The organism is Streptomyces celluloflavus (genome assembly GCA_000720995.1).
GTDB classification, from domain to species: Bacteria; Actinomycetota; Actinomycetes; order Streptomycetales; family Streptomycetaceae; genus Streptomyces; species Streptomyces celluloflavus.
This window is the reverse complement of the sequence record JOEL01000044.1, coordinates 1-26,596: the sequence shown is the minus strand read 5'-3', so window position 1 is coordinate 26,596 and position 26,596 is coordinate 1. Positions and strand designations below refer to the sequence as shown.

Below are 26,596 nucleotides of genomic sequence, written 5' to 3'. Positions count from 1 at the left end.
AGTTCCCCTTCTTCCCGGTTGCGGCAAATCGGGCATTGTCCGCCGTAATCTCGGTGGCCGGACCGCCAGGAAGCGCACCACGGAGTGTAGGTCGGGTCCCCCGACGCACGATCAAAAGGTGCGCCGATACGTGCCGGTGGCACTCCGGTGACGTGGCGAAGTCCGTGAAGTCCGTGAAGTCCGTGAGGTCGGCGGAGTCCGCGCATGCGGCGGACTCCGCGGCGACGTCGTATCAGGGCACCTGCGCCGGGGAGGAGGCGTCCGGTACGCGCAGAGCCGGGGCACCGCCGCCGTCCGCCGGGACGGTCCAGATGTCGCTGGGGCGGCCGTCGCCGCCCGGCAGTGCGTAGGCGAGGGTGTGGTCGTCCAGCCAGGCGGCCTGGTCGTCCACACTGCGGGCTTCGGCGAGCGGGTGTTCGCGCAGGGTGCGCAGGTCCAGGACGTAGAGCCGCCAGGGGTCGGTGGCGCCTTCGCGGACCCGCTTCTTGAAGGCGAGCCGGGTGTTGTCGGGGGAGAGGGAGGGGCATTCGACGTTCTCGCGGAGGGTGCGCGCCGTCCACTTCCGCATATCGCCCTCGACGAGGTAGGTCTTCCCCTTCGTCGAGACGGTGGCGTAGAAGCGGTTGTCGTCGCGGGCGAAGGAGACGCCCCAGTAGTTGACGTCCGGGGCGTGGTAGCGGCGCCCGTCGAGGGTGAGCTGGATCTCCTCCATGTTCTTGATGAGGTAGCCGGTACGGGTGTCCAGGATCGAGGTGCGGGTGGAGAACGAGGTGGTGGCGTAGGAGTCGCCGGTGGCGAACATCGTCCAGGACAGCATCCGTCCGGAGGCCGAGACGCGGGCCCGGTTGGGGATGCCGGTGAGTGCGATGCGCCGCGTCTCGCGCAGGTTCCGGTCCAGGACGACGGCGTACGACGTCGGGGGGATGCCGGGGCGGCGTTGCAGGCACAGCCCGGTACCGGCCGACGCGTAGAAGCGTTCGCAGACGGGCCCGCCGGTGGTGCGCCGGTCGGCATCGGCACCGGCGGTGGTACGGGCCGAGACCGGCGCGGCCGCCCCCGGTCCGGTGGCCGGCGCGGGCAGCCGGGCCACCCGGCCGGCCCCGGCCCCGGTGCTGCGGAAGTAGAGCCGGCCGTGGTCGAGGCCGAAGGCCGAGGGGGCGTCGACGGGTTCGGCGCGCCGGACGGCGCCGATGGTGTAGACGACGGCGACGGTGGCGAGGATCGCGGTGGCGGTCAGCACGGCGACGATTCGGGCGCGCGGCGACAGCGCGGCGAGCCCGGTGGAGCGCGCCGGCCCCGGCGTATCGCCCGTACCGTCCCCGGCGCTCACGTCAGGGACCTCATGTACCTCAGGTGCGTCGCCGGTTGCGTCAGGTGCGTGCGGCGGTCGCGCCGCGGAATCCGGCCGCGATCCGGCCGAGCCGGGCGGCGGGGTCGCCGGAGGCACCGCGGCCGGTGTGGCTGCCGTGGGTGAAGTGGGTGCCGTGGGTGTGGAGCCGGTCGAGGGGTTCATACGCGGGACGGCTGCCTTTCCGGGCGGGGGAGCAGGAAGACGGCCGCCGCAAGGGCCACGGCCAGGGCGACGACGGCGGCGATCAGCGCGGAGTGGTCGCCCCACAGCGTCCAGGCGGCCCCGAAACCGGCGGCCGCCAGCAGCCGGCTGAGCGCCTGGCCGGTCTGGAGCAGCGCCATACCGCTGGCCCGCCGGGCGGCCGGCACCACCGGTCCGGCGAGCGCCATCAGCACGCCGTCGGTGGCCGCGTAGAAGACGCCGAGCAACAGCAGTACGCCGACGAGCAGCACCGGCCCCGCGTCGGTGATCAGCAGCAGGATGTAGCCGCCGAGCAGCGCCGCATGACCGCACAGGAAGGGGACGCGGCGGCCGATGCGGTCGCCGAGCCGCCCGGCGGGCACCGCGAGCAGCAGGTAGATCGCGGCGGCGCCCAGCGGCAGCAGCGGGAACCAGCTCACCGCGAAGTCCAGCCGGCGTTGCAGCAGCAGATACAGGAACGAGTCGCCGATGGTCGCCGCGCCGAGCAGCGCGGCCGCTCCGAAGATGCGGCGGAAGTCGGCGTCGTGCAGCGGCGCGAGGAGCCGCCCGCGCGGCCGGGCCGGGGCGGCGGGGGCGGGCCGGCCGAGGGGGTCGGCGGTCCGGCCGGGGACGAGGACGATCAGCATCAGCACGCCGAGCAGGCCGACGCAGAAGCTGACGACGAAGACGGCGTCGTACGCGTCGGCGGTCGCCCACAGCAGCGCGAAGGCGGCGAGCGGACCCAGCAGGGCGCCGGTGGTGTCCATCGCGCGGTGCACGCCGAACGCCCGGCCGAGCGCGTCCGGCGGGGCGCTGAGTGAGATCAGCGCATCGCGCGGGGCGGTGCGCACGCCCTTGCCGAGCCGGTCCGCGGCGATCGACGCGCCGATGCCGACGGTGCCGCCGCCCGCGAGCAGCAGCCCGAGGCGGGAGAACGCCGAGAGCGCGTAACCGGCGCCGGCGACCAGCTTGTGCCGGCCGCCGCGGTCGGCCGCGTGCCCGCCGAGCAGCCGGACGAGCGCGGTGACGCCGTTGTAGAGGCCGTCGAGGAAGCCGAACTGAAGCGGGGAGAGCCCCAGTTGGAGGACGAAGTAGAGGGGCAGTACGGCGGTGACCATCTCCGAGGAGATGTCGGTGACGAGGCTGACCGCGCCGAGGGCGAGAACCGGTCCGCCGACGCGGCCGCGCGTCACCTTCGTCGCCGTGGCGGCCGCGTCCGTGGTTGCGAGATACATCGATCAGGCCCGAGGTTCCTGCGGGTCCCGGTTCAGTGGCACTCGTAGGACGGGCTGCTGTCCTTGACGCTGCCGTCCGTGCCCACCAGGTCCCATGAGAAGCCGTTGTCGGTGAGGTTCAGCTTCACCACGCCGAAGGTCTTGGTGAGCCGCTTCTCGCTGTTCGGCTGGACCTCTTCGATCTTGTAGGGGTTGGCGCCGCCCATACCGCCGAGGAGTTCGACCAGCCCGGCCTTGTCGGCCTTGCCGTCCGGGTTCTGCGGGGCGAACCGCTCGTAGTGGTGGTCGTGTCCGTTGAGGATCAGGTCGGCCTTGGCGTCGTAGAGCAGCTTCCAGACCGGCCTGCTGACCGGGTCGTTGCCGTGCTCGCCGGAGGAGAAGAGCGGGTGGTGCCAGTAGGCGGCCACGCACTTCTTGGTGTTGGCGGCGAGGTCGGCCTTGAGCCACTTGATCTGCGCGGAGTCCAGGCTGTTGGTGTCCAGCGCGATGAAGTGCCAGTTCTCGTGGTCGAAGCTGTAGTAGCTCTTGCCCTTGGGGTAGGCGATGGAGCCGAAGTAGGACTTGTAGCCCGCCAGCGAGCCGTCCGGGTCGTACGTCTCGTGGTTGCCGGCGACCGGGTGGGTCTTGTCCTTGAAGGTGCCCCACGTCTTGTCGTAGTACTTCTTGAAGTCCTTCAGGCGGGCGTCGTCGTACTGGTTGTCGCCCATGGTGAGGACGAAGGCGGGGTTGATCTTCTTCACCAGCGCCGCGGTCTTGGGGTGCTTGCAGTCGCTGTCGCTCGCGGTGCACTGCTCGGCGATGTCGCCCGCGGCGACGACCGTGAACCCGGCGGCACGGGCGCCCGCGCGATCGGGCGCGGCGTCCGCGCGGCCGGGGGACCACAGCAGCACCCCGCCGACGAGCGCGAGCGCCGCGCCCGCGGCGGCCGGGAGGGCTGTACGGGGGTTGGTGAGCAGAGCCTTCTTGGCGCGGGGGGTGGGCGTCATGTCCGTCTCCTGGGTCGCCGTGGGCAGCCGTCCCGAGGAATCCTGACGGCGGGCCATGTACGCGTCAAGGAGATCGGAGAAGGATTGTTAGGAAACTTTCTTGACCACTCCTGCGGCGGCACCGTCCAGGCTCGCGCGGACCGCATGGCCGGCCGCCGCTTCGACGCGGTGCGCGGGGGCGGTGGTGCGCGGCGGGTGCCGGGACTGCCGCGGGCCCGTCGGGCTCTCCCGGGGGCGGGGTGCACCGAACCGTGAGCCGACACCGTGCGGGGAATCCGGGCCACCCCATGGGCCAGCCAAGATGATCATTCTCCTGCCCTCCAGGTTTCCTTTTTCACGGTGCGGGTTACCAGTTCCCTGCCGGATTCCCCGTCCGGCGGTGCGCAAGAAATCCCGTTGATGAATTCACCATTGGCGAAACCGGCGAAGGAGAATGGTTATGCGGCGTGCATTCCGTGCGAAAACCGTGACCCGGGCGGTGGTGCTCGGGACCGCCGCTGCGGCACTGGTGGCCGCGACAGGTGTGGCCCCGGCGGGCGCATCGGGCCCCCGGGAGTTGCGTAAGGACGTGGTGACGGATGTCAGCGATGTCTTTCTCATCGGCCGTGAGGCGGGGATGCGGTGGGAGACCTATGGCGGAGGGACCAGCGTGGGGACCGAGGTGACCGCCAATCGCCGGGACTTCGAGGACCACCACTTCACCTGGGAGCTCATCGATGTGCAGCCGGGTAAGGACTGGATGATCCGGCATCTCGCCTCCGAAAAGTGCGTCAGGGTCGCGAGCACCGATCTCAAAGCCAGAGCCACTCTTCAGGAGTGCGCGAGCGGTGATGACAATCAGAGATTCAGATTCGAGAACGACCCGGCGACAGTGCGCGGCACCGACCGTCCCAACTGGCCGCATGACGACAACGCGGGCATCATGATCAAGCCGGTGGGGGATCTGTCCAAGGCGCTCACCCTGGAGAACCACGGCGACAGCACCTGGACGTTCCTGGAGCTCAATCGCGCGGTGGCGTCCACGTCCCAGCTGTGGCGCGTCATCCCCAACGCGGTGCCGCCGAGCGCCTGATCCGGCCCGACCATGGGGTCAGCCGTGACCGACGGTCGCTCATCTCGACGGATCTCGGTGGCTTCGTTCGTTCATTTCACGGGGCCGGTCGGGCCGGCGGCCCCGTGAATTCGCCGGCGCGGGGCCGGTGAATTCACGGGACTGACTCACTCATTCGCTGACGCTATGTCAGGAATGCTTCCTGTGGTACCCGCTCGCCCGTCCGTTCATCCGCTCAGTCACCCAACGCGATCTCGTAGAAGCACAGATGGTCCTTGATCTGGGCGACCTGAGGGTTCGGCTCGGGGTAGGCCCAGGCGATGTCCTCCGGGCCGCCGGGCAGTGACCAATAGGAGGCCGTCCCCTTGAACGGGCAGACGGTGTGTGTCGTGGAAGGCGTCAGCAGCTCGGTCCGTACGTCCTCGGGCGGGAGGTAGTAGCGCACCGGGCAGCCGGTTTCGGACAGCAGCAGCGGGCGTCGGCTGTCGGCCAGCAGTTGTCCGTCACGTACCACGCGTACGCGTTCGGTGCCCTGCTCGATCTCGATGTGGTGTCCCTGAGCGGTCATCGTCGTGTCCTTCGTTCCGTCGTGGTGCCGGGTGGCTCATCAGGGTCGCATCCGGGGCGGGTCAGGGTGATCCCGGAAGGCGGTGCGGGCGGGGTCCGGCAGAGTGTCGGTATGACCTCTTCATCGGTGCCTTCCGCATCTTCATCTTCCGTATCACGCAGGGCTGTTGTGGGTGCGGCGCTGTCCGGGGCGGTGGTGGCCGCGACCGCGGGTCCCGCGCGCGCCGCGTCCGTCGTATCCGGCGTGTCGGGCGCGCCCGCGCGGGTCAAGGCCGCCGCTCCGGCCCTGCCGCCGCTGGACGCCGCGGCCCTGCGGGCGGCCGTAACCGATCTGGCACACCCGGAGCTGACCGCCGCTCAGCTGCGCGTCACCGGCTCCGCCGGACGGTGGTACGGCACGGCGGGCGTGGCCGACCGGGCGAGCGGCCGGCCGGTGCGCGCGAGCGACACCTTCCGGATCGGCAGCATCACCAAGGTCTTCGTCGCCACCGTGGTGCTGCAGTTGGTGGCCGAAGGCCGGCTGGCGCTGGACGCGACGATCCAGCGCCTGCTGCCCGGACTGCTGCCTGCCGAATTTCCCGCGATCACCGTCACACAGCTGCTGAACCACACCAGCGGACTCCCCGACGAGCAGGGCGGGCTGGACCTGTCCACCCCGGAGGCCATCGCCCGCCACCGCCATGACCGGTGGACGCCGCACCAGATCGTGGCGATGCTCCCGCCCGGCCCGATGAAGTTCGCCCCCGGCACCGGGCAGGAGTACCGGGGCATCAACTACGTCCTCCTGGCGCTGCTCGTCGAGCGGCTGACCGGGCGGCGCTACGCCGAGGCGATCGGCAGCCGCATCCTGCGCCCGCTGGACCTGCGGCACACCTCGCTGCCCGGCGTCGATCCGCGTATCCATGGCCCCCATGTGCACGGCTATATGAGGATGACCGACGGCTCCCTGCTGGACATCACGGAGTACGACCAGACATTGGCCTGGGGCGAGGGCGAGATGATCTCGACCACTGGCGACCTGGACCGCTTCGTCACCGCCCTGTTCTCCGGTGACCTGGTGCCGCCGCGCGTCCTGGAGAACATGTTCACCCTGCCGCCCGACAGTGTGCGGATGCTGGACGGCAGTCCCGCGAGGTACGGCGCGGGACTCCAGACCGTCACGCTGAACGGCATCACCCTGTGGGGCAAGACCGGCGAGCGCTACGGCTACGCCTCCGCCATGTTCGCCACCCGTGACCAGCAGCGCCGCGCGGCGTTCGCCTTCAATGCGGTACGCCGGGACAGCACCCAGATCCAGGCGACGCTGCGCATAGCCGAGGCGCTCACCAAGGGGTAGGGCGCCACGGTGCCATGGGCCGGGGCCTGTTGTGCCGGGGGCCGGTGGGCCGGGATTCCGGCCCACCGGGGCTACACCTCCCGGATGCCGCGGCCCGCCCACGCCGGTGCCGGGCCGGTCAGGGTGGTGAGGTGCGCGCGGGCGGTGTCGGGCAGCGGTGCGGCGCGGCCCGCGGCCTGGTCGACGTGCAGGGTGAAGAGCTCCTCGGTCGCCACCGGTTCGCCGGACGGTTCGCCGACGAACATCTCGTGGAGGAACCGCACCTTCTTCGCGTCCAACCCCAACACCGTGGTGCGGACGGTGAGTTCACTGCCCCGGGCCACCTCGTCCAGATAGCGCACATGCGCCTCGACGGTGTAGAGGGAGCAGCCGGTGCGCTCGCGGTAGCCGGCGTCCAGGCCCGCCGCGTCCATCAGCGCATCGGTCGCGAAGCCGAAGACCAGGACGTAGTACGCCTCGCTGAGGTGACCGTTGTAGTCGATCCAGTCGTCCCGGACGGTCTGGCGGAAGAGGGGGAGGGAGCGTGGCAGGGGGCTGGTGGCGGGCGTCGCCGGGAGCGGCGCCGCGGGGGCCGTGGGGTGTTCCGTCATCGGGCGCCGCCGAGGCGGCCGGTGGCGCGCAGTACGTCGATGACGCCCTGGTCGCGTTCGGCGACCAGCTGGGCGTAGTCGCGTCCCTTGGCGGCTTCTTCGCAGCCGTCCACCATGGCGTCGCGCAGCGTGCGGTCCAGATCGGGCGCCTCCAGACGGGTCCACGGGGACTTCAGGGACGGCCCGAAGTGGTCGAGCATATGGGCCATCCCGCCCTCGCCGCCGGCCAGTGCGAAGGTCAGGCAGGGGCCCATGAACGCCCAGCGCAGGCCCGGACCTTCGGTGATGGAGGCGTCGATGTCCTCGACCGACGCCTCGCCGTTGGCGACCATGTGCAGCGCCTCGCGCCACAGCGCCTCCTGGAGGCGATTGGCGATGAAGCCGGGCAGCTCGCGGTCCATGGTGATGACGGACTTGCCCGCCACGTCGTAGAAGCGGGCGGACCACTCCACCGCGGCCGCGTCGGTCCGCTCACCGCCGACGACCTCGACCAGCGGGATGAGGTAGGGCGGATTGAAGGGGTGGCCGACGACCAGCCGGGCCGGGTCGGCGGCCTCGGTCTGCATATCGGTCATCGGATAGCCGGAGGTGGAGGAGGCGATGACGACACCGGCCGGCGCCGCGGCGTCCAGCTCGGCGAGCAGGGACCGCTTCAACTCCAGCTTCTCCGGGGCGCTTTCCTGGATGAACTGGGCGTCGGCGACGGCCTCGGCGAGCGTCGCCGTAACGGTCAGCCGGTCCTGCGAGGCACCGTCGGCCAGACCTATCTGCTCCAGCGCGGGCCAGGCGGCGGCGACCAGGCGGCGCAGCTTGTCCTCGGCGTCCGGGGCCGGGTCCCAGGCGGTCACGTCATAGCCGCGGGCGAGGAAGTGCGCGACCCAGCCACCGCCGATGACACCGGCGCCGATACAGGCGACGCGCCGGACGTCCTCGGGGGAGCAGGGGGCAGGAGTGGTGGCAGCGGACATACGGGTGGCCTCCAGGTCGGGCTGTTTCGGGCTGTACGTGTACGGGCGGGAGTCGGGGTGTGCCGCCGACAAAGGGATCGGGCTCCGGGAAGGAGGTGGGTTCCGCACAGGGAGCGGGTTCCCCCAAGAGAGCCGGGTGGTACGGGTGGGAGCCGGGCGCTACGGAAGGCGGCCGGCCGGTGCGGACCGGACGGGTCCGTCCGCACGCGGTCCGGGCCGTCCGTGAGTGAGCCGGACTGTGCGTACCCGCGGAATCCGAGGGTCAGGCGCGCGGCTTGAGGCCGAGGCGGGCGCGGGCCTGGTCGGGGGTGGCGACCGACGCGCCGAGCAACTCGGTGATCTGGACGGCCCGTTCGACGAGCTGCCCGTTGGTGGCCTTGACGCCCTTGCTGAGGTAGAGGTTGTCCTCCAGGCCGACCCGGACGTTACCGCCGAGCAGGATCGACTGGGCGACCCACGGCATCTGCATCCGGCCGAGCGCGAAGCTCGCCCACTGCGCGCCCTCGGGCAGCATGTTCACCATCGACTGGAGCACGCCCGGATCGGCCGGGGCGCCCCACGGCACGCCCATGCACAGCTGGAAGACCGTCGGATCGTCCAGCAGGCCCTCGGCCAGCAGCTGCTTGGCGAACCACAGCTGACCGGTGTCGAAGATCTCCAACTCCGGCCGGACGCCCAGGTCCTGGATGCGCTTGGCGCCCACCCGCAGCATGTCGGGGGTGGAGACGTAGAGGTTGGAGCCGTCGCCGAAGTTGAGCGAACCGCAGTCCAGGGTGCAGATGTCGGGCAGCAGCTCCTCGACGTGCGGCAGCCGGTCCAGGCCGCTGACCAGGTCCGTACCGGGCAGCTGCCGGAGGGGTTCGGCCGGGTCGATCACCAGGTCGCCGCCCATACCGGCGGTGAGGTTGATGATGACGTCGGTGCCGGTCTCCTTGATCCGCCCGACCACCTCGGCGTACAGCCGCGGGTCGCGCGACGGGGCGCCGGTCTCGGGGTCGCGTACGTGGATGTGGACCACCGCGGCGCCCGCCGACGCGGCCTCGACCGCCGACGCGGCGATCTGCTCGGGCGTCACGGGGACGTGCGGGGAGCGGCCCACGGTGTCGCCCGCGCCGGTAAGCGCACAGGTGATGATGACCTCGTTGTTCACGGTGATTCCCTTCGAAGGGTGACGAGTTGAGCTGGCGTCAGGTCTGGGTGCGTGGTGGTGGCCGGCCGGTGGGGTGCGGCCGGTCGCGTGGGGAACGGCGGACGGGGCGGATGCGGACCCCGTCCGGTCCTGGTGTGGTGGTGCGGCCGCCGGGCGGCCGGGGGCTCAGGCGCTGAGTTCGCTCTCCACGAAGGCGAGGAGGGCGGCGTGCATGGAGTCGGGGGTGGTGCTGTCCGGCGCGGTGGCCAGTACCTGGGTGGCCAGGCCGTCGATGAGGGCGGTCAGCCGCAGCGCGGTGAACTCGGCGTCCACGGCCCGGAAGACGCCCTGTTGGACGCCGCGGCGCAGCACATCGGCGACGGTGCTGCGCCACTGGCGGTAGTAGTGCTCGTGCAGCCGCCCGACGGCGGTCGAACGGGCGGCCTGCGCCCACAGGTCCAGCCAGACCAGCCACTGACGGCGCTGCTGCGCGGTGCGCGGGGTCTGCAAGGCGATCAGATGCAGCAGTTCGGCGCGGGCGTCGGCGGCCTCGGCCGGTCCCGCGGCGCGGCGTGCGGTGTCCTCGTCCATGCACCAGCGCACGGCCGCCTCCAGCAGCTCGTCGCGGCCGGGGAAGTGGTAGTGCACCGCGGCGGTGCTCGTCCCGCAGGCCGCGGCGATATCGGCGACCCGGACCTCGTGGAAGCCGTGCTCGGCGATCAGGCGGACCGTCTCCCGGACGATCTGGAGCGGCCGGCCGCCGTCCGGTACCGGTACCGGTTCGCGCTCGGGGGCGGGCGCGGGCCGCTCGGGGGAACCGAGCAGCCGGCCCACGTCCACCCCGCCGATATCGGCGATCCGGACGATCTCGGCCAGCGTGAACCGCCGGGTGCCGCCGAGTGACCTGGAGAGTTTCGAGGGGTCCATCACGATCCGGCGGGCGAACTCGCGGTGGCTGCAACCGAGCCGCGCGATCACCTGCCGGACACGGTCCGTGACATCTCCACCGTCATCGGTGACCCGGGCTCCGGGGTCTTCCTTCATGGTCCGGGACCGTAACAGCGTGTTGAGATCATCGCAACGTCTGGGACGAGGGGAAGGGTAAAAGGCCAGTTCCGGTGTGGTGAGTGGTGTGGTGTTGCGCATGAACTGATGAGGGAGTCAGGGGTGTGGCGGATGAGGGCGGCGGGCCGCCCGAACCGCCATAATCCGGGTGAATGTGGCAAAGTGACGATATGGCTGACCGGGGAGCGAAGCGGCCCACCGTGTCGGTGCCGGACGACTGGCCCGCCCACCCGGACCTGACCCTGGCCCTCAACGGCATGGGCGGTTTCGACTGGGACCTCGACAGCGGGCTGATGCATCTCGACCCGCCCGCCCTGGAGCTCTTCGACATGGCGCCGGCGGAGTACGACGATCGCCCGGCCACGCTCGGCGGCCGCCTGCCGCCCCATGAGGCGGCCCGCCTGGCGACCGTGGTCACCCGCGCCCTCAAGGACGGCAGCGACTCCTACGGCGCCTACTTCCGCGTCCGCCGCCGCGACGGCGCAACGCGCTGGACCCACTGCCAGGGCAGCATCCGCCGCGACGGCACCGGTCGGCCCCGCCGCGTCATCGGCGTGATCCGCGACGCCGACGCCGAATACGCACAGGCGGTCGAGCGGATCGCGGTGGACGAGGAGCGCCGCCGGCACACCGGTGTCGTCGAGCGCACCACCGCCGCGCTCGCGCATGCCAGCACGGTGCGCGACGTCATCGCCGTCCTGGCGGGCGACCAGGGGCTGAACCGGCTGGGCGCCGAGAACATCATCCTCGGCCTCGTCGAATCCGGCCGCATCCGGCTGGTCTCCGAGGGCAAGGCGGGCAGCTTCCGGCCCGACCTCGGCGTCACCAGGATCGGCGACGAATACCCGATGAGCGAGGTCGTCCGCACCCACACCCCGCGCTTCATCGGCAGCCGTACCGAATTCGCCGCCCACTACCCCCGGTTGTGGCCGGCCGTCGAACCGCTGAACATCGGCTCCGCCGCCTATCTGCCGCTGATCGCCCAGGCCCGCCCGATCGGTGTGGTCGGCCTGTTCTTCGCGCGTGAGGGCGACTTCCGCGACCAGGAGCGCAATCTGCTGGTCGCGCTCGGCAGCGGTATCGCGCAGAGCCTGGCCCGCGCCATGCTCTACGACCAGGAACACGACCTCGCCGAGGGGTTGCAGCAGGCCATGCTGCCGCGCCGGATCCCCGGCGTCCCCGGCGCCGAGATCGCGGTCCGCTACCGCTCCGCCCGGATCGGCCGGGAGATCGGCGGCGACTGGTACGACGTCACCCCGCTGCCCGACGGCCGGGTCGCCGCCGTCATCGGCGACGTCCAGGGCCACGACACCCAGGCCGCGGCCCTGATGGGACAACTGCGGATCGTGCTGCGCGCCTACGCGGCCGAGGGCCACACCCCCGCCACCGTCATGGCCCGCGCCTCCGCCTTCCTGCACGAACTCGACCCCGACCGCTTCGCCACCTGCACCTACGCCGAGGTGGACCTGGGCACCGGTACCGCCCGCCTCGTCCGGGCCGGACACCTCGACCCGCTGCTGCGGTACGCCGGGGGAGCCTGCCGCCGGCTGCCCGTGGCCGGCGGGCTGCCGCTCGGCCTGTCCGCCGCCTTCACCCGGCTCGACCACCCCGTCACCACCGTTCACCTCGCCCCCGGCGACACCCTGCTGCTGTGCACCGACGGCCTGGTCGAACGGCCCGGCACCGACCTCGACGACGCCATGCGGGAACTGGCCGGCCGGGTCGCCGACGGCCCCCGGGACGTCCACCAACTCGCCGACCGGCTCTGCGAGTCGGCGGCCGAGCGGCCGACCGAGGACGATATGGCGCTGCTGCTGCTGCGCCTGCTGGGCGCTCCGCGGCACGAGGACGCGGGCCACCTCCGGCAGCGGATCACCCCCGGCGACCCGGACGCCCGGTCCGCCGCCAAGCGCCTGATCCGGGCGGCCGTACGCGCCTGGGGCGCCCGGGAACGCGCCGAGGAGATCGAGCTGGTGGCCGATGAACTGATCACCAACGCGCTGCTGCACACCGACGGCGCGGTCACCGTCGACATCCGCCTGCCGCACGGCGCCGGGCGGCGGCTGCGGCTCGAAGTGACGGACCGCTCCAGCGCCTTGCCGCGGCGCCGCACGGCGGAAACGGCCGGTGCCGCCGGCCGCGGTCTGCCGATGGTGGAACGGCTGGCCGATGTCTGGGGTGTGGAACCGCGCGGCGACGGAAAGTGCGTATGGTGCGAGTTCAACTGCCCCTGACCGGCGAGACCGTGGGCCGCGCCGGCCGCAGCGGGACCGGATGCCGGGGAATCGGCACGGCGGAGTGAGGACAGCTCTATGGGAACGCGGCCTGCACAAGCGCGCGCACAGGCCCGCCAGATGGCGGCGCGACTGGACGCCGAGGGCGTCCGCAACGTGGCTCTGACCTGGGTCGACAACGCGGGTATCGCACGCGTCAAGACCATTCCGGCGCACCGCCTGGCGCATGCGGCGGAGCTCGGCGTCGGCATGTCACCCGTCTTCGACGTCTTCACCTCCGACGACGCGATCACCGAATCCGAGCATCTCGGCGGCCCCGACGGCGATCTGCGGCTCTTCCCCGACCTGGACCGGCTCACCACCCTCGCCGCCCAGCCCGGCTGGGCCTGGGCCCCGGTGGACCGCTACGACCAGCTGGGCCGTCCGCACCCCGCCTGCCAGCGGCAGTTCGCCCGCCGGATGGCCGACCGGGCCGCGGCCGCCGGCCTCGGCCTGCGGATGGGCTTCGAGACGGAGTGGGTGGTCAGCCGCGCCCCGGCCGGCCGTGCCCCGGCCGCCGCCGAGGGGGACGAGCCGCTCGACTACCCCTGTGCGGGACCCGCCTACGGCATGACCCGCGTCGTCGAACTCTCCGACTACCTCCGCGATGTCACCGAAGCGCTGACCGTCCAGGGCGTCGAGGTCCTCCAGCTGCACCCCGAATACGCGCCGGGCCAGTTCGAGGTGACCTGCGCCGCGGCCGACCCGGTGCGCGCCGCCGACGATCTGCTGCTGGTCCGCGAGACCGTCCGCGCCGTCTCCGCCCGGCACGCGCTGCGCGCCTCCTTCGCCCCCTCGGTCGTCGCGGGCCAGGTGGGCAACGGCTGCCACCTCCACCTCAGCCTGTACCGCGACGGCGCCAGCCTGCACCGCACCCCGGACAGCCCCTGGGGCCTGGCGCCCGACGCGGTCGCCTTCCTCGGCGGCGTCCTCGCCGCACTGCCCGCCCTCCTCGCCATCGGCTGCCCCTCGCCCGCCAGTTACCTGCGGCTCCAGCCCTCCCACTGGGCCGGTGTCTACCAGTGCTGGGGCGTGGAGAACCGGGAGGCCGCACTGCGGCTGATCACCGGCGCCCCCGACGACCCGGACGGCGGCCACGCCGAGATCAAGACCTTCGACGCCGCCGCCAACGCCTACCTCGCGGTCGGCACCGTCATCGCCGCCGGACTGCACGGCATCGAGTCCGGGATGCAGCTGCCGGCGCCGACGGCCGGCGACCCGGGCACGCTGGGCGTCCGCGAACGGGCCCGCCGCGGCATCGTCCGGCTGCCCGTCACCCTCACCGAGGCCACCGACCAGCTGGCGAAGTCGGCCCCGCTGGCCGAGGCGCTCGGCGAGGTGCTGTACGGCGGGGTGCTCGCCGTCCGCCGCGCCGAGGCCGCCCGGTTCGCGGCGAGCGACGCCGCGGAGATCACCGCCGCCACCCGCTGGCGCTATTGATGACCGGGGACGCACCGGGACCCGGACCCGCACCCGACGACGGCCTCCCGCCGCTGGTGGACCACCACTGCCACGGCGTGCTCCGCGGTGAACTCGACGACGCCGCCTTCACCGCCCACCTCACCGAGGCGGACGGCCCGCCCGCCGCCGGCACCACCTTCTTCGACACCCAGACCGGCTTCGCCGTGCGCCGCTGGTGCCCGCCGCTGCTCGGCCTGCCCGCGCACTGCCCGCCCGACCGCTATCTGGCCCGCCGCCGCGAGCTGGGCCCGGCCGAGACCCGCCGCCGGCTGCTCGCCGCCACCGGCATCGGCACCTACCTCGTGGACACCGGACTGCCCGGCGATCTCACCGGCCCCGCCGAGACCGCCGGAGCCGGCGGCGGCACCGGCCACGAGGTCGTCCGGCTGGAGGCGCTCGCCGAGCGCGTCGCGGTCGGCGCGCGCGACGCCGAGGCGTTCACCGACGCCCTCGACCACGCGGTACGGGACGCGGCGCGCACCGCCGTCGCCTTCAAGACGGTCGCCGCCTACCGGCACGGCCTCGCGCTCGACCCCCGGCCGCCCGCCCCGGACGCCGTCCACACCGCCGTCCGCGCCTGGCTCGCCGCCGGGGCGCCCCGCCTGACCGACCCCGTCCTGCTGCGCCATCTCGTCTGGCTGGCCGTCGCCACCGGCCGGCCGCTCCAGCTGCACACCGGCTTCGGCGACCCCGACCTGCGGCTGGACCACGCCGACCCGGCGCTCCTGACCGACCTCGTACGGGCCACCGCCGACACCGGCACGGACCTGGTGCTGCTGCACTGCTATCCGTACCACCGCCAGGCCGGCTACCTGGCGAGCGTCTTCCCGCACGTCTACGCCGACATCGGGCTGACGCTGACCCACACGGGCCCGCGCGCCGCCGCGCTGCTCGCCGAATTCCTGGAGCTCACCCCCTTCGGCAAGCTCCTCTTCTCCACCGACGCCTACGGCCTCCCGGAGCTGTACGTCGTCGGCGCCGCCCTCTTCCGGACAGCACTGGCGGCGGTGCTCGGCGACTGGACCGCCACCGGGGCCTGGTCGGCGGCGGACGCCGGGCGGGTCGGCGCGCTGATCGCGGCGGACAACGCGCGGCGGGTGTACGGACTGGGCGGCGGCTGAGCGGTCCGCCGGGCCCGGGTGCCCGGCTTCCGCCGCCACCGTCCGCACCCGCCGTGTTTTACTTCCGGGTGCCTCCTGCAACGAATCCCACAAGCGGCCAAATACCCCCACGCGCCCGGATATTCGCTGATCTCACCCCGCTCCGGACTTCTCCGGACTACCGCCGCCTGTGGTGCGGTAACACCGTCTCCTGGATGGGCCAGCAGATGACCGCCCTCGCGGTCTCCCTCCAGGTCTACGCCCTCACCGGATCCACCTTCTCGGTCGGCGTGGTGGGCCTGTGCTCGCTGGGCCCGCTGGTCCTCTTCGGGCTCTACGGCGGCGCCGTCGCCGACACCGTCGACCGCCGCACCCTGGGCCTGCTGAGCGCCGCCGGCGCGACCGTGCTGTCCGTCGTACTGGCCGCCGCGGCGCTGGCCGGCTACCACCGGGTCTGGCTGCTCTACACCGTCGTCGCGCTCCAGGCCGTCTGCTTCGCGATGAACTCACCGGCCCGCTCCTCGATGATCCCCCGGCTGCTGCCCACCGAGCAGCTGCCGGCCGCCAACGCCCTCAACTCGCTGACCAGCAGCCTGGGTCTGATGGGCGGGCCGATGCTGGGCGGCGTCATCGTCGGCCTGTGGGGCTATCAGGCCGCGTACCTCATCGATGTGGCGGCCTTCAGCGGTTCGCTGTACGCGATGTGGCGGATGCCCTCGATGCGGCCCGACCGGGGCGAGGGCGCCCGCCGCCGGGCCTCCGTCCTGGACGGACTGCGCTTCCTCGCCACCCGGCCCAACCTGCGGATGACGTTCTTCACCGATCTGGCGGCGATGGTGCTCGCCCAGCCCAGGGCGCTGTTCCCGGCGATCGCCGTGCTCTGGTTCGGCGGTGACGCCAAAACCGTCGGGCTGCTGGTCGCCGCACCCGCGGTGGGCGCCGTCCTGGGCGGGCTGTTCTCCGGCTGGCTCGGCGGGATCCGCCGGCACGGCCTGGCCATCCTGATCGCGGTGACCGCCTGGGGCGCGGCCGTCGCGAGCTTCGGCCTCGCCCGGAACCTCTGGCTCGGACTGTGCTTCCTGGCCGTCGCCGGCTGCGCCGACACCATCTCGATGGTGTTCCGCAGCACCATGCTGCAGGCCGCGACACCGGATGCGATGCGCGGCCGCCTCCAGGGCGTCTTCATCGTCGTGGTCGCGGGCGGGCCGCGGCTCGGCGACTTCCTCGCCGGTACGGCGGCCGACCTGACCTCGCCGGCCGCCACCGTGATCGGCGGCGGCCTCGGCTGCGTCCTGGTGGTGACCGCCCTCGGCCTCGGCCGCCGCGCCTTCGCCCGTTACGACGCCCGCGACCCGCAGCCCTGAGCCCGGCGGATGAGCACCCGGCGCAGGCCCCCCTACAGCAGCACCGGCGTCAGGTCCGGGTCCTCGAACCCCTCGTCGTCGAACGGGTAGAGGGGCCGCGCCACCTTGTGGTGGCCCAGCCGCAGCAGGTCCTGGTCGACACCGCCCGGAGTGAGCGCGAGCAGCCAGTCCGCGGCCATCTCGTGCAGCTCCGGCTCCAGATAGCCGATCTTGACGACCACCAGGTCGAACTCGCGCGGGTCCAGGGTGCCGAAGTCGGCGCGGGTGTGGAACGGCTTGCGCCGCTCGGTGAGCACCACCGTCACCCCGCCGCGGGTGACGGCCGCGGTCCGGCCCCCGTCGTCGTAGGCCGGATTGCCGCGCGGCGCACCGGAACCGGGGACGGCCGCGCCCTCCAGCGCGGTCACCGTACCGGTCAGCTCGTACGGCTCCGCGTGCGGGCCGGTGCCCGCGCTGACCTGGCCGCCCACGCGGAGCGTGACCTCGGCGCCCACCCCCGCCGCGAAGCAGGCGGCGACGGCCGGCGGGTCGGTGATGCCCGGGTGCAGCGCGGTGACCCGGCCGCTCGCCAGCTCCTCGTGGGCCAGCAGCCGACCGAGCATGTACGCCAGGTCACCGGCGCCGCCCGCGGTGGGGTTGTCGCCGGAGTCGCTGATCAGGAACGGGCGGGCGGTGGAGCCGACGGCGCGGGCGATGCACTCGTCGGCGTCGCCGGTGGGGCCGACGAAGACGAAATCGCGGCGGACGTCCCAGTACTCCTGGGCCAGTGAACGGGCCCGGTCGACGGCGAGCTCCGGATCGTCGGCGGTGACCACCACCGCGGCCCGGCAGCGCTCCTCGTCGGCCCAGGCGTAGCCGACCCAGACGGCCGCGTCGACGACACCGTCCAGCGCCTCGACCGAGGCCAGCCGCCCGTACAGCGAAGCGGCCGGCTCCAGCCGGGTGCTGGTCTTCTCACCGGGCAGCAGGACGGGGACCTGGACCCAGGCGCGGTGCGGGCGGCCCCGGCCGGAGACCAGCCGTTCGACGAGCTTGCGGGCGGCCCGCTCCCGGGTCTCCCAGGCGTCCTCGTGCGGGGCGAGGCGGTGCGCGGTGAGCAGGTCGAGGGGTTCGGCGAAGCGGCGCGAGACATTGCCGTGCAGATCCATGGCGGCCGATATCAGCGTGTCGGGTCCGGTCGCGGCCCGCACCGCCTCGGTCAGATCCGCCTCCGCGTCGACCAGGCCGACCACGCTCATCGCGCCGTGGATGTCGTACACCAGGCCGTCCAGCGGCCCCGACTCGCGGATCAGACCGGTCAGTTCCGTCTTGATGCGGTCATACGTGGCCCGTTCGACGGGGCCGCCGGGCAGCGAGACGGCGTGCACCAGCGGCACCCACTCGACCCGCTCGGTGAGGCCGTCGTCCGGCCGCGTCCACGTGTAGCGGTCCAGCAGCGCACTCTTCCGGGTGACACGGAAATCGTCGTACGTGGCGCGGTGCGGGCAGAACTGGCTGGACTCGATGGACATACCGCCGATGCCGATCCGAAGGCGGCGGCCGGTGGGGGAGGTCATGGTGGCTCACTTTCCGTAGGTGGCGGTCGGCGGGGCCGGCCCGCGGACGGCGGGGCCGGACGGCGGTGGGGGTGCGCCGGTCAGGCGCGCGGGGCGGGCAGCGGACCGTCGGCCGCGGGCAGCGGACCGTCGGCCGCGGCCGACGCACGCAGCGCGGCGTGGCCGGCGCCCAGCAGCCCGGCATCCGGACCGCAGGCGGCGGCGTCGATGACGAGATCCCTGGTCGCCATCGGCAGACAGCGCTCGTAGAGCATCCCGCGCACCGCCGCGACCAGCGGTTCCGCGCCGGAGAGCGCGCCGCCGAGGATCACCGCCTCGGGGTTGAAGAAGTTCACGACGACGGCGAGCACCGCGCCGATGTCCCGCCCGGCCTGCCGGACGAGGGTGGTGGCGTGCGGTTCGCCGTTCTCGACGAGCCGCAGGATGTCGGTGGTCGAGTCGGCGGCGATGCCCTGGCCGCGCAGTGCGGCGGCGATGGCGGCGCCGCTCGCCACCGTCTCCAGACAGCCGATGTTCCCGCAGGAGCAGGGGAGTTCGGCGGTCGAGTCCACCCGGACATGGCTGATGTCACCGGCCGAGCCGCGCGCGCCGCGGTAGAGCCGGCCGCCGCTGATGACGCCGGAGCCGATGCCGCGCCCCGCCTTGACGACGACGAGATGGCGCAGCGCCGGGTGGGCGGCGCGGTGTTCGCCCAGCGCCAGCACATTGGCGTCGTTGTCCAGCAGCACCGGCAGGCCCAGCCGGTCGGCGAGCCGGTCGCGCAGCGCGAACAGATGCCAGCCGGGCATCCGGGACGGGGCGATGATCCGCCCGCCGTCGGCGTCCACCGGGCCGGGGAAGCCGATGCCGACGCCGCGCACCGTGCGGCCCGCCGCGCGCTGCCGTTCGGCCAGCGCGGTCAGCCGCTCGGTGAGCATGTCCAGCGCGGGACCGGGCCCCGCGGTCAGGTCGAAGGCGGACTCGTCGATGTCGAAGCCGCCGCCGGTCAGCCCCACCGCGCCGGTGCGGACGTGGTGGCTGCCCAGATCGGCGGCGAGCGCGACGGTCTGCCGGTCGGCGACCCGCAGCAGCCGTGGCCGCCGGCCGCCGCGCGAGGCGCCCTCGCCGGATTCGGAGAGCAGTCCGGCCTCGACCAGCTCCTGGACGCGGGCGGAGACGGTGGAGGCGGCGAGTCCCAGTTCCCGTACGAGGTCCGCGCGGGAGGCGGCGGAGCCGTTCGCGACGAGTTCGAGGACGTGCGCGGCGGAGCCGGGCTGTTCCTCGGCGGCGGTCATAGGGCGCCTTTCGGCTCGGTGCGGGAGGGCTGACTCCCTGGACTTTCTTCGGAATCGAATGAAGTTGTCCAAGCAACTCGCCGACAGTAGACCTCAAGCCCCTTGGTTTCGCCAACCCCTTGACTTCTTTTCACGGACATCCGTACTTTGCTCGCAATTCTTCGACCGGCCGATTCCCCGGAGGCAGCATGGGCCTGCGCAGTACACGAATACGCGGGCCCCTGGGGCGCATCCTGGCCGCGGTCCTCCTCGGCGCCACCGCGCTGACCGGCTGCGGTCCGACTGCCAACGTTGTCACCGATGTCGGCGCCACCGGCGGCACCCCCGTACGGGGCGGCACCGCCACCATGGCCCTGCCGCCCGCCGCCAGCCCCAACTGGATCTTCCCGATCGGCGCCCCCGGCTACCTCGCCACGTACAACAAGGCCATCCAGAACCTCCTCTTCCTGCCGCTGTACACGGCCGAGAAGAAGGGCGACGCGCTGACGATGGACAGTCCGCGCAACCTCGCCGAACAGCCCCGCTACAGCGACGGCAACAAAACCGTGACCATCACCCTGAAAAAGGGCTACACCTGGTCCGACGGCGTGCCCGTCACCACCCGGGACGTCAAGTTCTGGTTCGACCTCATCAAGGGCAACAAGAAGGAATGGGCGGGCTATTCACCCTCCCTCATGCCGGACGACGTCACCGCGTTCGAGACCGTCGACGACCGCACCTTCCGGCTCCGGCTGGACCGCGCGTACAACCCGGCGTGGTTCACCGGCAATCAGCTCGACAGCTTCCTCGCGCTGCCCGTACACGCCTGGAACCCGCGGAACGAGGACCCGAAAACCGCCTTCGCCCGGCTCACGCAACACGCCAAGCAATTCTCGCAGTTCGCCACCGACCCGCTCTGGAAAACCGTCAACGGGCCCTGGACGATCGAGAAATGGAACACCTCGGGGCAGGTGTCACTGGTCCCCAACAAGAATTACCGGGGCCCGGACAAACCCCACCTCGACCGGGTCGTCTTCAAACCCTTCACCACCGCCGACTCCGAATTCAACGTCCTGCGCGCCGGCGGCGTCGACTATGGCTACATCCCGCCGTCCGTCATGGCGCAGTCCGCGAAGTTCAAGGAGATGGGCTATCGCATCGACCCCTGGGACGGCTGGGCGATCACCTATATCGTCCTCAACTTCAACCACCCCACGGCCGGCCCGCTGCTGCGCCAGAGCTATCTGCGCCAGGCGCTCCAGTACCTCATCGACCAGAAGTCCATCTCCAAGGTCATCTGGCACGGCAGCGCCGCCCCCACCCTCGGCCCGGTCCCCGCCGGCCTGCTCGACGGCGAGCCCTATCCGTACGACCCGGAGCAGGCGAAACGGCTGCTCGCCGCGCACGGCTGGGCCGACCGGGACGGCACACTGCGCTGCGTCCGGCCCGGAACCGGCGCGGCGGAGTGCGGGACCGGCGTCAAGGACGGACAGGAACTGCGGCTCTCGCTGCTCTCCCAGTCCGGCTCCACCGAGACCTCCAACACCATGCAGGCCATCAAGTCCGAATTCGGCAAGGCCGGTATCACCCTCGACATCCGCCAGCAGCCGCTCAACACCGTGCTCGGCACCACCGTTCCCTGCAAGAAGGACGAACCGATCTGCGGGGAATGGCAGCTCGGCTTCTTCGGCACCCAGGGCAGCTGGTACTTCCCGACCGACCCCAGCGGCGAGAAGCTCTTCGCCACCAACGCCCCCTCCAACATGGGCAACTGGTCCGATCCGCGCACCGACCGGCTGATCCGCGACACCGAGTACTCCGACGCCCCGGCCGCGATGCGCGACTACGGCCGCGAGGTCGCCCGCCAGCTCCCGGTCCTGTGGACCCCCAACCCCGCCTACCAGGTCTCCGCCATCCGCAACGACCTGCGCGGCATCGATCAGAACGTGACCCTCACCCTCGCCCCCCAGGACTGGTACTTCGTGACGAAGGACGGTGCCGGCAAGTGATCCGCTTCCTGGCCAAGCGCATCGCGCAGGCCGCCATCGTGCTGCTGCTCGTCTCCGTCATCGTCTTCGTCCTGCTGCACCTGCTCCCCGGCGGACCGGCCCGCGCCATCCTCGGCATCCAGGCCACCCCGGACTCCATCGCCCACTTCAACCACCAGCAGGGCTACGACCGCTCCCTGCCCGAGCAGTACGTGCAGTACCTCGGCCGGCTGCTCTCCGGCGACCTCGGCGAGTCCTACAAGCTCAACCAAACCGTCGCCTCGCTGCTCGGCGAACGGCTGCCCAAGACCGCCCTGCTCGCCGGGCTGTCGATAGTGCTCGCCGCCGTGCTGGCCGTCCCGCTCGGCATCCTCCAGGCCGTCCGCCGCGGCAAGGCCGCCGACTACGTCCTGACCGGGATCGCCTTCCTCGCCTACGCCACCCCGGTGTTCTTCCTCGGGCTGGTCCTCATCCTGGTCTTCAGCCAGCAGCTCCAGTTCTTCCCCGCCGAGGCACCGCAGGCCGACACCCTCGGCGGCGTCCTCGCCGAGCCGCGCGCACTCGTCCTGCCCGTCGTGACCACCGCGCTCGGCATCATCGCCGCCTTCAGCCGCTATATGCGCTCCGCGGTCCTCGACAACCTCGGCGAGGAGTACGTCCGCACCGCCCGCGCCAAGGGCCAGTCGCACGCCCGGATCATGGCCCGGCACGTACTGCGCAACGCCCTGATCCCGCTGGCCACCCTCCTCGGCCTCTACCTCCCCACTCTCTTCAGCGGCACCCTCGTCGTCGAGTCGATGTTCAACTACCCCGGCATGGGGCTGCTGTTCTGGAACGCCGCGCAGGGCTCGGACTTCCCGGTCCTGCTCGGCGTCACCCTGATCGTCGGCGTCGCCACCGTCCTCGGCTCCCTGATCACCGATATCGCCTACGCCGTCCTCGACCCGCGCATCAGGAGCGTGACGTGACGACCACCGCCCTCGACGCCACCCAGCCGGAGGCGGCCCTCGCCACCCCGAGCCTGGCCCGCCGCACCCTCACCGTCTTCGCCCGCAACAAGCTCGCCCTGACCGGCGCGCTGGTCCTGCTCGGCCTGCTCGCCTTCTGCTTCCTCGGGCCGCTGATCCACCCCACCGACCAGATCCACACCGACCTCACCCAGGCCAGCCTCGCCCCCGGCGGCGCCCACCCGCTGGGCACCACCGACCTCGGCTACGACCTGCTCGGCCGCCTCATGTACGGCGGCCAGACCTCCCTGGAGGTCGGGCTGGCCGCGGGCCTGCTGGCCACCCTCTTCGGGACGGTCTACGGCGCGGTCGCCGGCTACTTCGGCGGCTGGGTGGACGCCGCGATGATGCGCGTCACCGACGCGGCGCTCGCCATCCCGGCGCTCTTCCTGCTGGTCGTGGTCGCCGCCATCGTCACGCCCAGCAAGCCCGTCCTCATCCTGATCATCGCCTCCGTCGCCTGGCTCTCCCCGGCCCGCCTCATCCGCGGTGAGGCGCTCGCCCTGCGCAGCCGCGACTACATCCACGCGATGCGGCTGATGGGCGGTGGCGGTGGCCGGGCGGTGTTCCGGCACATCGTCCCCAACGCCATCGGCACCGTCATCGTCAACGCCACCTTCCAGATCGCCGACGCCATCCTCTACGTCGCCTACCTGTCCTTCCTGGGCCTGTCCATCCCGCCGCCCGCCGCCGACTGGGGCTCCATGCTCTCCGCCGGCATCACCTACACCCAGGTCGGCTACTGGTGGCTGATCTTCCCGCCGGGCATCGCGATCGTGCTGGTCGTCGCCGCCTTCAACTTCATCGGGGACGGCCTGCGGGACGCCTTCGACGTGCGCCTGACGAAGAACTGAAGCGAGGACCCACACCATGACCGACTCGCTCCTGCGGATCGAAGACCTGCACGTCGAGATCGCCGGCCGCGGCCGCACCGTGCACGCCCTGGACGGTATCGACCTGGACCTCGCCCCCGGCGAGGCGCTCGGCATCGTCGGCGAATCCGGCTGCGGCAAGACCATGACCGCGCTCTCCGTCCTCGGCCTGCTGCCGGGCGGCGGCAAGGTCACCGGCGGCCGGATCCTCTTCGACGGCCCCCGCGGCACCGCCGACGGGCCCACGGACCTGGCCGCCGCCCCGGAACCCGTCCTGCGGGACATCCGCGGCAACACCATCGGCATGGTCTTCCAGGACCCGCTGACCTCCCTCAACCCCACCCTGACCATCGGCGCCCAGGTGGCCGAACCCCTGCTGCTGCACACCCGGTGCACCAAGGCCGAGGCATGGGAGAAGGCCGCGGAGACGCTGCGGCTGGTCGGCATGCCGCGCCCCGCCGAGCGGATGAAGAACTACCCGCACCAGCTCAGCGGCGGTATGCGACAGCGCGTCGCGATCGCCATGGCGCTGGTCTGCGAACCCCGGCTGCTGATCGCCGACGAACCGACCACCGCCCTCGACGTGACCACCCAGCACCAGATCCTGGAACTCATCGACGAACTGCGCGAGCGCCTCGGCATGGCGATGATCCTGGTCACCCACGACCTCGGCGTGATCGCCCGCCGGGTGGACCGGGTCGCGGTGATGTACGGCGGCAAGATCGCCGAACGGGCCGCCGTACGGCCGCTGTTCGCCACCCCGCGGCACCGCTACACCCAGGCCCTCTTCGCCGCCCTGCCCGAACGCGCCACCGACGGCGCACAGCCGCTGGCCACCATCCCCGGCCTGCCGCCGTCCCTCGTCACCCGCCCCGCCGGCTGCCGCTTCGCACCGCGCTGCGGCTTCGCCACCGATCACTGCCGCACCACCGAACCGGAACTCACCGCGGACGGCGCCACCGGCGCGGCCGGGCACACCTTCGCCTGCTTCCACCCCGCCGACCCCGCCCCCGGCCAGGACCCGACCGCCGAGGTCCGCCCGGCCGCGCCCGCGGCACCCCCGGCCGGGACCGGCGAACCGCTGCTGCGCCTCGACGGCGTCGCCAAGACCTATCCGCTGCACGGCGGCCCCTTCGCCCGCCGCCGGGGCGCCGGCGCCGAGGTCAGCGCGGTCGCCGGGATCTCGCTGACCGTCCGGCGCGGCGAGACCTTCGGCATCGTGGGGGAGTCCGGCTGCGGCAAGTCCACCCTCGGCCGGATGGTCGTCGGCCTGGAGGCGCCCACCGGCGGCACCATCCACTTCGCCGGCCGCGACATCGCCACCCTCACCAAGCGGGAACTGCGCGCCCACCGACGGGACGTCCAGCTGATGTTCCAGGACTCCTACGCGTCCATGGACCCGCGGATGCGGGTCTCCGCCGTACTGCGCGAACCACTGGTCATCCAGGGCATCGGCGACCGGGCGGAGCAGGCGCGGCGGATCGCCGGGCTGCTGGACGACGTCGGGCTGCCGCGCGGCGCGGTGGACCGCTATCCGCACGAGTTCTCCGGCGGCCAGCGCCAGCGCCTCGGCCTGGCCCGCGCCCTCGCGCTGTCGCCCTCCCTCGTCGTCGCCGACGAACCGGTCTCCGCGCTCGATGTCTCCGTCCAGGCGCAGATCCTCAACCTGATGCGCGACCTCCAGCGCGACAAGGGCCTGACCTACCTCTTCATCTCGCACGACCTGGCGGTGGTGCGGCATCTGGCGGACTCGGTCGGCGTGATGTACCTGGGCAAGCTCGTCGAGACCGGCCCGGCCGAGCGGGTCTTCGCCCGGCCGCTGCACCCGTACACCCGCGGGCTGCTGGACACCGTCAACGCACCCGACCCGGACGCGGAGCAGGCCGGCACCCCGCTCGGCGGCGAGACGCCCTCGGCCGCCGCCCCGCCGTCGGGCTGCCGCTTCCGCACCCGCTGCCCCGCCGCCCGCGAACTGTGCGCGACCACCGAGCCCCCGGTGACTGAGCCGGAGACCCCCGGGCACCGGGTGGCCTGCCACTTTCCGCTCACCTCGGAACCGGCCGGGGACGGGGCCGCGCCCACCGCGGGGCCGATTCAGTAGCGGGTGAGCGCCGTCGGCCCGTCCGCCGTACCGATCGCGATATGCGGCCGGGCGGCGGGCCGTACCCAGGCGAGGATCCGCGCCATCGCCCCGGCGGGTACGGACACACAGCCGGCCGTCGCGCCCTTGCCGTTGACATGGAGGAAGATCCCGGCGCCGCGGCCGCGCACCGGGTGGCGGTAGTTGAAGGCGATGACCAGCGCCCGCGCGTACTGCGTGGGATAGTCCGCCAGCCGCTCGGACTCGCGGGCCGCGCAGTCCGGCGGCAGCGGCCGTACCCAGCGGTTGTAGGAGGCGGAGGCGTTGTCCTGGCACCACCAGGAATCCGCGCCGATCCGCCGGTACGGGAGCACGGTGCCGGCCGGCGCCGGGCCGGTGCCGAAGCCGAACGGCAGACCGTACAGCCCGGTCGGGGTGGTCGAGGTGCCCTGGACCCGGGTGCGGCCCTCGGCCAGCCCGCCGGATCCGAAGCGGGCGGGCGCCGAACCGGCCCGCCGCCAGTGGCCGTGGTGCCGCTGCCACCAGGACACCGTCCCGGTGGTGGCGCCGGTACCGGGCGCACGCGCGGTGATCAGCTGGTCGCCGCCCCCGGTGTCGGCCATCCGGTAGGGGAGCGGGACGCCGGCGACGGCGGTCCGGGCGGCGGTGGCCGAAGCCGGCGCGCCCGCCGCGAGCAGCGTCGTACAGGCCGCCGACAGCAGCGCCACGGCCCCCGCCCGGATCGTGCGGGCGGCTCCCGGCCCGGTTCCGGTGCCGGGCCGCGGCCCGGTCGTGGCCTCGGCGGTGTGCGTACGCGTCACGGACATGGCCGCAATCTAGAGCGTGGCGGGCCCGCCGGGCGCCGTCCGAACAGGTCATCCGCACCGGGCGGCACCCCGTCCGGCGCCACCGGGCGCCGTCCGGGGCCCGCCCGGGTCCCGCTCGGCGGCGATCCATCGTGCGCGGCGGCCGCGAACGGGTGAGACTCGGGTACGGGGGTCACATGCCCAGCCGTCCGATTCTGGAGGCCCGCAGTGCAGCGGCAACCGCAGACGCGTCCGTCCCCCGTCCCGGACCGCGAGTCCGCTCCCACGCGGCCCCCGGATCCCGAGGGACCCACCCCCACCCCTGTCTCTTATACACATCTGACGCTGCCGACGATACTCCTTGTGTAGATCTCGGTG

Annotated in this window: 21 protein-coding genes; 10 read left to right on the top strand and 11 right to left on the bottom strand. The window is 72.5% G+C overall.

The features are described 5' to 3' along the window. Nucleotides 1-232: 232 nt before the first annotated feature. From IH09_RS28730 to IH09_RS28715, 3 genes are all read right to left on the bottom strand, one after another. The gene (locus IH09_RS28730) at nucleotides 233-1,267 is read right to left on the bottom strand and encodes a TolB-like translocation protein (RefSeq protein ID WP_052860470.1); all 1,035 of its coding nucleotides are present in this window, start codon (nucleotides 1,265-1,267) and stop codon (nucleotides 233-235) included. Nucleotides 1,268-1,509: 242 nt separating this feature from the next. Beyond that, a complete protein-coding gene (locus IH09_RS28720; protein ID WP_052860426.1) occupies nucleotides 1,510-2,766 on the bottom strand; it encodes an MFS transporter in 1,257 nt (418 codons plus the stop codon). Nucleotides 2,767-2,798: 32 nt separating this feature from the next. Then, nucleotides 2,799-3,752 (bottom strand): metallophosphoesterase family protein, encoded by a 954-nt coding sequence (locus IH09_RS28715; RefSeq protein ID WP_052860425.1) that lies wholly within the window; start codon nucleotides 3,750-3,752, stop codon nucleotides 2,799-2,801. Nucleotides 3,753-4,191: 439 nt separating this feature from the next. Between IH09_RS28715 and IH09_RS28710 the strand changes: the two genes are divergently transcribed. Continuing rightward, entirely contained in the window at nucleotides 4,192-4,824 is a 633-nt protein-coding gene (locus IH09_RS28710; protein ID WP_094792663.1) for an RICIN domain-containing protein, read from the top strand. A gap of 214 nt (nucleotides 4,825-5,038) precedes the next feature. On the opposite strand, the gene IH09_RS28705 is transcribed toward IH09_RS28710, so the two are convergent. After that, nucleotides 5,039-5,371 carry a DUF427 domain-containing protein gene (locus tag IH09_RS28705; protein ID WP_052860423.1) on the bottom strand — a complete coding sequence of 111 codons (333 nt, stop codon included), beginning with the start codon at nucleotides 5,369-5,371 and terminating at the stop codon, nucleotides 5,039-5,041. Nucleotides 5,372-5,614: 243 nt separating this feature from the next. Between IH09_RS28705 and IH09_RS28700 the strand changes: the two genes are divergently transcribed. After that, on the top strand, nucleotides 5,615-6,706 hold the full coding sequence (locus IH09_RS28700; protein WP_404827296.1) for a serine hydrolase domain-containing protein: 1,092 nt from the start codon (nucleotides 5,615-5,617) through the stop codon (nucleotides 6,704-6,706). Nucleotides 6,707-6,777: 71 nt separating this feature from the next. On the opposite strand, the gene IH09_RS28695 is transcribed toward IH09_RS28700, so the two are convergent. From IH09_RS28695 to IH09_RS28680, 4 genes are all read right to left on the bottom strand, one after another. Next, a complete protein-coding gene (locus tag IH09_RS28695; protein WP_052860421.1) occupies nucleotides 6,778-7,296 on the bottom strand; it encodes a thioesterase family protein in 519 nt (172 codons plus the stop codon). Next, on the bottom strand, nucleotides 7,293-8,264 hold the full coding sequence (locus IH09_RS28690) for a 3-hydroxyacyl-CoA dehydrogenase NAD-binding domain-containing protein (protein WP_052860469.1): 972 nt from the start codon (nucleotides 8,262-8,264) through the stop codon (nucleotides 7,293-7,295). The genes IH09_RS28695 and IH09_RS28690 overlap by 4 nt, the downstream gene beginning before the upstream one ends. 262 nt (nucleotides 8,265-8,526) lie before the next feature. Next, nucleotides 8,527-9,414 carry a BKACE family enzyme gene (locus IH09_RS28685; protein WP_052860420.1) on the bottom strand — a complete coding sequence of 296 codons (888 nt, stop codon included), beginning with the start codon at nucleotides 9,412-9,414 and terminating at the stop codon, nucleotides 8,527-8,529. 165 nt (nucleotides 9,415-9,579) lie between these two features. Continuing rightward, entirely contained in the window at nucleotides 9,580-10,437 is an 858-nt protein-coding gene (locus tag IH09_RS28680) for a TetR/AcrR family transcriptional regulator (protein WP_052860419.1), read from the bottom strand. A gap of 191 nt (nucleotides 10,438-10,628) precedes the next feature. Here IH09_RS28680 and IH09_RS28675 point away from each other — a divergent pair, with 191 nt between their 5' ends. The 4 genes from IH09_RS28675 (at nucleotide 10,629) to IH09_RS28660 (ending at nucleotide 16,656) form a co-directional block, all read left to right on the top strand. After that, nucleotides 10,629-12,692 (top strand): SpoIIE family protein phosphatase, encoded by a 2,064-nt coding sequence (locus IH09_RS28675; protein WP_052860418.1) that lies wholly within the window; start codon nucleotides 10,629-10,631, stop codon nucleotides 12,690-12,692. Nucleotides 12,693-12,770: 78 nt separating this feature from the next. Further along, nucleotides 12,771-14,171: a type I glutamate--ammonia ligase gene (locus IH09_RS28670; protein ID WP_052860417.1), complete on the top strand. Its 1,401-nt coding sequence runs from the start codon at nucleotides 12,771-12,773 to the stop codon at nucleotides 14,169-14,171. Then, the gene (locus IH09_RS28665) at nucleotides 14,171-15,313 is read left to right on the top strand and encodes an amidohydrolase family protein (RefSeq protein WP_052860416.1); all 1,143 of its coding nucleotides are present in this window, start codon (nucleotides 14,171-14,173) and stop codon (nucleotides 15,311-15,313) included. The genes IH09_RS28670 and IH09_RS28665 overlap by 1 nt, the downstream gene beginning before the upstream one ends. Nucleotides 15,314-15,366: 53 nt before the next feature. Next, entirely contained in the window at nucleotides 15,367-16,656 is a 1,290-nt protein-coding gene (locus tag IH09_RS28660) for an MFS transporter (protein WP_052860415.1), read from the top strand. Between the two features lie 32 nt (nucleotides 16,657-16,688). Here the strand turns inward: IH09_RS28660 and IH09_RS28655 are convergent, their stop codons facing one another. Beyond that, complete coding sequence (locus IH09_RS28655) at nucleotides 16,689-18,212, bottom strand: M81 family metallopeptidase (protein ID WP_052860414.1); 1,524 nt, start codon at nucleotides 18,210-18,212, stop codon at nucleotides 16,689-16,691. Between the two features lie 80 nt (nucleotides 18,213-18,292). Then, nucleotides 18,293-19,486: an ROK family transcriptional regulator gene (locus IH09_RS28650; protein ID WP_052860413.1), complete on the bottom strand. Its 1,194-nt coding sequence runs from the start codon at nucleotides 19,484-19,486 to the stop codon at nucleotides 18,293-18,295. A 188-nt stretch (nucleotides 19,487-19,674) separates the two neighbouring features. Between IH09_RS28650 and IH09_RS28645 the strand changes: the two genes are divergently transcribed. The 4 genes from IH09_RS28645 to IH09_RS28630 are packed head-to-tail and all read left to right on the top strand — an operon-like array spanning nucleotide 19,675 to nucleotide 25,433. After that, the gene (locus IH09_RS28645) at nucleotides 19,675-21,474 is read left to right on the top strand and encodes a peptide ABC transporter substrate-binding protein (protein WP_052860412.1); all 1,800 of its coding nucleotides are present in this window, start codon (nucleotides 19,675-19,677) and stop codon (nucleotides 21,472-21,474) included. After that, nucleotides 21,471-22,421 carry an ABC transporter permease gene (locus IH09_RS28640; RefSeq protein WP_052860411.1) on the top strand — a complete coding sequence of 317 codons (951 nt, stop codon included), beginning with the start codon at nucleotides 21,471-21,473 and terminating at the stop codon, nucleotides 22,419-22,421. Before IH09_RS28645 ends, IH09_RS28640 begins: the two co-directional genes overlap by 4 nt. Beyond that, nucleotides 22,418-23,314: an ABC transporter permease gene (locus IH09_RS28635; protein ID WP_052860410.1), complete on the top strand. Its 897-nt coding sequence runs from the start codon at nucleotides 22,418-22,420 to the stop codon at nucleotides 23,312-23,314. Before IH09_RS28640 ends, IH09_RS28635 begins: the two co-directional genes overlap by 4 nt. 16 nt (nucleotides 23,315-23,330) lie before the next feature. Next, nucleotides 23,331-25,433: a dipeptide ABC transporter ATP-binding protein gene (locus IH09_RS28630; protein ID WP_052860409.1), complete on the top strand. Its 2,103-nt coding sequence runs from the start codon at nucleotides 23,331-23,333 to the stop codon at nucleotides 25,431-25,433. On the opposite strand, the gene IH09_RS28625 is transcribed toward IH09_RS28630, so the two are convergent. Beyond that, the gene (locus tag IH09_RS28625; RefSeq protein WP_240150616.1) at nucleotides 25,427-26,239 is read right to left on the bottom strand and encodes a L,D-transpeptidase family protein; all 813 of its coding nucleotides are present in this window, start codon (nucleotides 26,237-26,239) and stop codon (nucleotides 25,427-25,429) included. The genes IH09_RS28630 and IH09_RS28625 overlap by 7 nt on opposite strands. Nucleotides 26,240-26,596 lie beyond the last annotated feature (357 nt).

Bases quoted from the DNA above. Each gene is read 5' to 3' on its own strand.
- IH09_RS28650 (WP_052860413.1), bottom strand. From the start codon at position 19,486: ATGACCGCCGCCGAGGAACAGCCCGGCTCCGCCGCGCACGTCCTCGAA.
- IH09_RS28695 (WP_052860421.1), bottom strand. From the start codon at position 7,296: ATGACGGAACACCCCACGGCCCCCGCGGCGCCGCTCCCGGCGACGCCC.
- IH09_RS28645 (WP_052860412.1), top strand. From the start codon at position 19,675: ATGGGCCTGCGCAGTACACGAATACGCGGGCCCCTGGGGCGCATCCTG.
- IH09_RS28670 (WP_052860417.1), top strand. From the start codon at position 12,771: ATGGGAACGCGGCCTGCACAAGCGCGCGCACAGGCCCGCCAGATGGCG.
- IH09_RS28630 (WP_052860409.1), top strand. From the start codon at position 23,331: ATGACCGACTCGCTCCTGCGGATCGAAGACCTGCACGTCGAGATCGCC.
- IH09_RS28705 (WP_052860423.1), bottom strand. From the start codon at position 5,371: ATGACCGCTCAGGGACACCACATCGAGATCGAGCAGGGCACCGAACGC.
- IH09_RS28665 (WP_052860416.1), top strand. From the start codon at position 14,171: ATGACCGGGGACGCACCGGGACCCGGACCCGCACCCGACGACGGCCTC.
- IH09_RS28675 (WP_052860418.1), top strand. From the start codon at position 10,629: ATGGCTGACCGGGGAGCGAAGCGGCCCACCGTGTCGGTGCCGGACGAC.
- IH09_RS28710 (WP_094792663.1), top strand. From the start codon at position 4,192: ATGCGGCGTGCATTCCGTGCGAAAACCGTGACCCGGGCGGTGGTGCTC.
- IH09_RS28625 (WP_240150616.1), bottom strand. From the start codon at position 26,239: ATGTCCGTGACGCGTACGCACACCGCCGAGGCCACGACCGGGCCGCGG.
- IH09_RS28720 (WP_052860426.1), bottom strand. From the start codon at position 2,766: ATGTATCTCGCAACCACGGACGCGGCCGCCACGGCGACGAAGGTGACG.
- IH09_RS28690 (WP_052860469.1), bottom strand. From the start codon at position 8,264: ATGTCCGCTGCCACCACTCCTGCCCCCTGCTCCCCCGAGGACGTCCGG.
- IH09_RS28680 (WP_052860419.1), bottom strand. From the start codon at position 10,437: ATGAAGGAAGACCCCGGAGCCCGGGTCACCGATGACGGTGGAGATGTC.
- IH09_RS28655 (WP_052860414.1), bottom strand. From the start codon at position 18,212: ATGACCTCCCCCACCGGCCGCCGCCTTCGGATCGGCATCGGCGGTATG.
- IH09_RS28715 (WP_052860425.1), bottom strand. From the start codon at position 3,752: ATGACGCCCACCCCCCGCGCCAAGAAGGCTCTGCTCACCAACCCCCGT.